The 4,488-nt window shown below is 62.9% G+C and carries 3 protein-coding genes and 1 pseudogene; 2 read left to right on the top strand and 2 right to left on the bottom strand.

Annotated features, from left to right (window positions below; all coding sequences use genetic code 11):
• Nucleotides 1-2,587 (bottom strand): AAA family ATPase (locus tag ABW22_RS15880; RefSeq protein WP_059759150.1); only part of this gene is annotated, 2,587 nt, incomplete at its 3' end.
• A 177-nt stretch (nucleotides 2,588-2,764) separates the two neighbouring features.
• On the opposite strand from ABW22_RS15880, the gene ABW22_RS15875 reads away from it, so the two are divergent.
• Together ABW22_RS15875 and ABW22_RS15870 are read left to right on the top strand one after the other, a co-directional pair.
• Nucleotides 2,765-3,256: a cupin domain-containing protein gene (locus tag ABW22_RS15875; protein ID WP_082709036.1), complete on the top strand. Its 492-nt coding sequence runs from the start codon at nucleotides 2,765-2,767 to the stop codon at nucleotides 3,254-3,256.
• Between the two features lie 105 nt (nucleotides 3,257-3,361).
• The gene (locus tag ABW22_RS15870) at nucleotides 3,362-4,189 is read left to right on the top strand and encodes a class I SAM-dependent methyltransferase (protein ID WP_059759103.1); all 828 of its coding nucleotides are present in this window, start codon (nucleotides 3,362-3,364) and stop codon (nucleotides 4,187-4,189) included.
• A 68-nt stretch (nucleotides 4,190-4,257) separates the two neighbouring features.
• Here the strand turns inward: ABW22_RS15870 and ABW22_RS15865 are convergent.
• A pseudogene (locus tag ABW22_RS15865) lies at nucleotides 4,258-4,488 on the bottom strand (amino acid ABC transporter ATP-binding protein); the annotation flags it as partial.

The following is a 4,488-nucleotide window of genomic DNA, read 5'->3' as shown; positions in this document are numbered from 1 at the left end:
CTTGCAGCGTTAATCGATGGCCGGCAATACCGAGCCGCAGCTGTGCAATTGCCAGATTGGCTTCCAGCCTGGGCAGCCAGTACCTGATTCCGGCGTCGCGCGCGAGTCGCAGACTTCGTTCAAAGTGCTGCGACGCCGGGCCGGCATGGTTCAAAGCCAGCAACAGGCAGCCCAGCGCGTCATGCGCCATGATCTGGTAGCGAACCAGCCCCAGCATCTCCAGACGCGGCAGCGCTTCGTTCAGGTCAGCCCAGGCCTCGCCAAACCGGCCCATGGCTGCCCGCACATTGGCGCGCCCGATCAGTGTCGGCCCCAGATGCCACTGCAGGTCAGCGGCTCGCGCGATGACCAGCGCGGCATCGAAATGCGACAAGGCGCGCGGGTAGTCGGCCAGCCCCATGTGGCCGGTGCAGGCCCAGCCGATCATCATCAGGTTTTCCGATTCATAGCTCTTGTCGTCGATGACGCGGGCCAGATCGAGCGAGCGCGAAAATGCGCCGATGGCCGCTGCCGGTTCGGCGTTGGCAAAATAGGCTTCCCCGCGCCCGTGAAACGCCTGCACGGCGACCAGGTCGGTCAGGTGCAGACGCTCGCAGATATCGACCGCTTGCTGGTGATGCGTGATCGCCAGATCGTTGCGGCCATTGCTCCAGGCGACCGTCCCCAAGTGATAAAGCGTATCGGCCACATGCCGCTCATCGCGCGTTGCGCGCGAGGCCGTGAGGGCTTCGTCGAGGCAGGCGACGGCCTGTTCGTAGGCGTCGGCGCGCCGGTACGCCATGCCGAGCTGAATCAGCACATCACATGCATGCGCGTGCTCGCCCAGCGCGCGCGCCGCCTCGATCACGCGCTGAAAGTCGGCCACCGCGCCCTCGGTCTGGCCGGCCTGGGCTCGCGCCACCCCGCGCCGCTCGTACAGCGCAAGTTGCCGGGCTGGCGTGGCCGCTTCGGGATGGGCCAGCAGCAGCCCGACAGCACGGTCAAACCATTGCAGCGATTCGCGCATCGCAAACAGTTTTTGCGATCGATCGGCGGCCAGGCCAAGATACGTCAAAGCCTTGGGCCACACCTTGCCGCGCTCATAGTGCTCGGCAAGGTGGGCATCGTGCCCATGGGTATCGCCTTGGGCATGCTGCTCCAGCAGCTCTGCCACAACCCGGTGCAGCAGCACGCGCCGGGCGCTCCCGATGTCGCGGTACACCACCTCGCGCACCTTGTCGTGGCTGAAATCATAAAAATCCCCGTCCTGCTCCTCGCGCAGCAGCCGGCGCTTGACCAGCGAGTCCAGGCTGTGCAGAAAGCGCTCCTCGGGCATGCGCGTGAGCGCCAGCAAGGTCTCGAAGTCGAAACGATGCCCCAATACGGCCGCGACATCGAGCAATGGCCTGTCTTCAATCGGCACATGGGCCAGGCGGGCGCGCACCGAGTCCCGCAGTGCATCCGGTAGCGGCAGTCTGAGCGGGTCGCTGATCGTGCATTCGCCGTCGCTCAGCGCATGCACGATCGACCCGAGAAAGAAGGGATTGCCCTCGCTTTCCCGGTGCAGCCGCGCCGCAAGATCAGGCGCGCCCAACCTTGGGTCGTTGATTTTGATCAGCAGCGCTTCGGTATCTTCGGGTTTCAGCCGCGCCAGCTCGATATGGCGTGTATGCGGTTCACGGCGCAGGCTTTCAAGCAGGCCGCTGAGTTGTTCGTTGCTGTCGAGTTCCTCGTCGCGGTAGGCACAGGCCAGGAGTATTGGCCGCCGGGCAATCTGGCGTGCCAGAAAATGCAGGAACTGCAGGCTGGCGTCGTCAGCCCATTGAATGTTGTCGATGTTGACAATCAGTTGCCGATTCTGGGCCAGCGCATCGAACAACAGAAGCAGCGCATGAAACAGGCGTGCCTGCCGCGCCTCGGGGAAGTCCGCCGACAAGGGCGGCAGGTCGGCCAGGCGCTCGGCTGCGGCCGGCACCAGTGCGGCGATCTCGGCCAGCAGGATGGGCGCCATCATGCGCAGCCGCGCTTCGGGTGCGGCCATCCAGGCCTGGGTGGCGAGATCGATCACCGGTTGATAGGCTATCGCCTGCTCAATCTCGTAACAGTTCGTGGCCAGCGTCTGCAAATCGCGTTCTTGCGCGTAGCGCCTGACTTCGTGCATCAACCGGCTCTTGCCAATGCCGGCCTCACCCTCGATCAGCACCACATGGCCGCTTCCCGATGTAAGTCGGGCGATCAGCCCGAGGAACTGCCCGTAGTCGTTGTTGCGCCCGACGAAGGGCAAATTCAGATGACTTGCCGGCAGCAGCGCGTCTCTTGCTGGAACAAAGGGGGTGGCCTTGACGGGCGATTCATCGAAATGCAAGCTGTTGTTGACTCGGCGGTTGCGTGCAGCGTCCAGAAACACCGCTCGCTCCTGCGCCGGAATCGCGAGCTGCTCGGCCAGACGCTGAGCCAGTCCCTTGGAGGGCCGGCGCTCCTCGGCCTCAATTTTCTTGATCGCGGCCTGCGAACAACTGACTTTTTGAGCCAGTGCGCCCTGCGTCAGATCCAGCGCCTTGCGTCGTCGGCGCAGCCAGTATCCAAAAGAATTGCTCTGTTCGTCCATGTCCGGCTCCTGCAGGCATCGCCCGCACCGACGCATTTTATTCCCGCGACCGGCGCCGGTGGAGGCTTTTTGTCCCGCTTTCTGTATCCCTGTTTGTCCACTTCGTGGTGACCCTGAATCAGCCTTGTCAGGCGATCATGCAGCCGTACAGCACGGCAACCACAAGGAGAAATTACCATGTCCCAGCAAACCTTTCCAGGACGCTCATTGCAGCCCATATGGCGCTGTTCCCTGGTTTTGTCGTTGAGCCTGCTCAACTCTTTCGCGCTCGCACAGCAGGCTGTTGAGGAGCAGGCGGTGACGTGGACCGCCCGTGACGCGAAGCTGAAGTGGGGGCCCTGTCCGCCGTTCTTGCCCAAAGGGTGCGGCATTGCCGTTCTTCACGGCGATCCTGCAAAGGACAATGTCGACGTATTCCTCAGAGTGCCCGCCAAATCGACCCTTCCTCTGCATTGGCACACGTCGGCAGAGCGCATGGTGCTGGTAGCGGGCGAGCTTCGCGTCACTTACGACGGCCAGAAGACGGCTGTTCTCAAGTCGGGGACTTATGCCTACGGCCCCCCTAAAAAGCCCCACAAAGCCTTCTGCGCAAGCACCGCCCCGTGCGTTCTCTTCATTGCGTTTGAGTCGCCGCTGGATGCCGTGCCGGTCGAAGGCCCATCCAGATAAAACCCTTGCATGCGGCTGCACAGTACCCGTCCTTGGGGAATCACCGACATCAGTCCGACTGACGCCCCCCCCGAACCCCATAAACACCAGCCCTGGAGAAGCATCATGGAAACCTTATCCGCACAGCCTGTTACCGATTTTTCAGCGGTCAAGCTCAAGCAGCATGCCGCATGGTCCTCGGGGGACTACGCCGTCGTTGGAACGACCTTGCAGATCGTCGGCGAGAACTTGTGTGAAGCGCTCGATTTACGCGCCGGCGAGCGCGTGCTCGATGTCGCTGCCGGCAACGGCAATGCCACGCTGGCCGCTGCTCGCCGCTGGTGCGATGTGGTCTCAACCGACTATGTGGGCGCGCTACTGGAACGGGGCAAGGCGCGGGCAAGCGCCGAGGGCCTGGCAGTACAGTTCGAAGAGGCCGACGCCGAGAACCTGCCGTATGCAGATGCCTCGTTTGATGTCGTGCTGTCCACGTTCGGGGTGATGTTCACGCCCAACCAGGAACGGGCAGCAAGTGAACTCGCACGCGTGTGCAAGCCGGGCGGCAAGATCGGCCTGGCGAACTGGACGCCGCCGGGTTTCATCGGCCAGTTATTCAAGCTGATCGGCCGTTACATTCCCCCGCCCGCTGGCGTCAAGTCGCCTTCGCTCTGGGGCACCGATGAGCGCCTGCGCGAGCTGTTTGACGGGCGCATCGGCACGCTCGAAGCGGTCCGCCAGAACTTTGTATTTCGCTACCGCTCGCCACAGCACTGGCTCGACACGTTTCGCACCTACTATGGGCCGGTGCAAAAGGCGTTCGGCGCCGTGGACGCCGCCCAGCAGCAGTCCCTGTCCGCTGATTTCATCGGGCTGGCGCAGCAGTTCAACCGCGCCACCGATGGCGCGATGGTCGTGCCGAGTGAGTACCTTGAAGTCGTGATCAGGACACGGTGAGTCCCAATACCAGCACGCCCCATCAACCATGAGGGCGGCCAGTTTTATCAGCGGGGCATGACAGGACTTCAATGCTGCAGTATCTTGTTCAGGAAGTCCTTGGTCCGCGGCTGCCGGTTCTCGGGATGGCTGAAGAACTCGTCTTTGGAGCAGTCCTCCAGAATCTTTCCGCCCACATCCATGAAAATCACGCGGCTGCCGACCTTGCGGGCAAAGCCCATCTCGTGGGTCACCACCATCATGGTCATGCCGTCAGTGGCCAGCCCCATCATGCAGTCGAGCACCTCGCCGACCATTTC

This window comes from Thiobacillus denitrificans (assembly GCF_001530125.1).
In the GTDB taxonomy this organism is placed as follows: Bacteria; Pseudomonadota; Gammaproteobacteria; order Burkholderiales; family Thiobacillaceae; genus Thiobacillus; species Thiobacillus denitrificans_C.
This window is presented reverse-complemented; position numbering and strand designations above follow the sequence as displayed.

Excerpts from the sequence above, each read along its gene's own strand:
- ABW22_RS15875 (WP_082709036.1), top strand. The coding sequence starts at position 2,765 with ATGTCCCAGCAAACCTTTCCAGGACGCTCATTGCAGCCCATATGGCGC.
- ABW22_RS15870 (WP_059759103.1), top strand. The coding sequence starts at position 3,362 with ATGGAAACCTTATCCGCACAGCCTGTTACCGATTTTTCAGCGGTCAAG.